The organism is Natrinema soli (assembly GCF_028618695.1).
Genome location: NZ_JAQIVI010000428.1, coordinates 1 through 657 on the forward strand (window position 1 = coordinate 1; position 657 = coordinate 657).

Below are 657 nucleotides of genomic sequence, written 5' to 3' on the forward strand. Positions count from 1 at the left end.
CGATCAGCGATCGCGTCGCGTACGCGACCGATCTGGCGGCGGCCGTCGGCGACGCACCGCTGATCGTCGAGACGGTGACCGAAGACCGCGAGGTGAAAGCGGCCGTCTACGAGGAGATCGAACGCCACGCACCGCCTTCCGCGACGATCGCGACGAACACGTCCTCGCTGTCGATCACCGAACTCGCGTCGTCGCTCTCCGACCCCGAGCAATTCTGCGGGACCCACTGGTTCCATCCGGCCCACATCGTCCCCGTCGTCGAGGTCGTCTACGGCGAGCGAACCGCGGACGAAACCGTCGACGCCGCTGCCGCCTTCCTCGAGTCGATCGGCAAGGATTCCGTCGTCGTCGAGCGCGACGTGCCGGGATTCATCGCCAACCGAATCCAGTCGGCGATGGCCCGCGAGGCGTGGGCGCTGCTCGGGGCCGGGATCGCCAGCGCCGAGGACATCGATCGCGCGGTGAAGGGGACGTTCGGCTTCCGGCTCCTGACGCTCGGCGTCCTCGAGAAGGGCGATCACTCGGGCCTCGACGTCCATCACAAGGTCCTCACCGAGTTGCTCGGAGAGGTCGACTCGCGGCCGGAGCCACCGGCCGTGCTCACGGAACTCGTCGACGAGGGGCGCGTCGGACTCAAGGCCGGCCGCGGCGTCTACG

At 68.8% G+C, this 657-nt stretch carries 1 protein-coding gene; it reads left to right on the forward strand.

The window, feature by feature from the left end:
- The coding region (locus PGX04_RS23125; protein WP_273740664.1) for a 3-hydroxyacyl-CoA dehydrogenase family protein at nucleotides 1-657 on the forward strand (657 nt) is incomplete at both ends.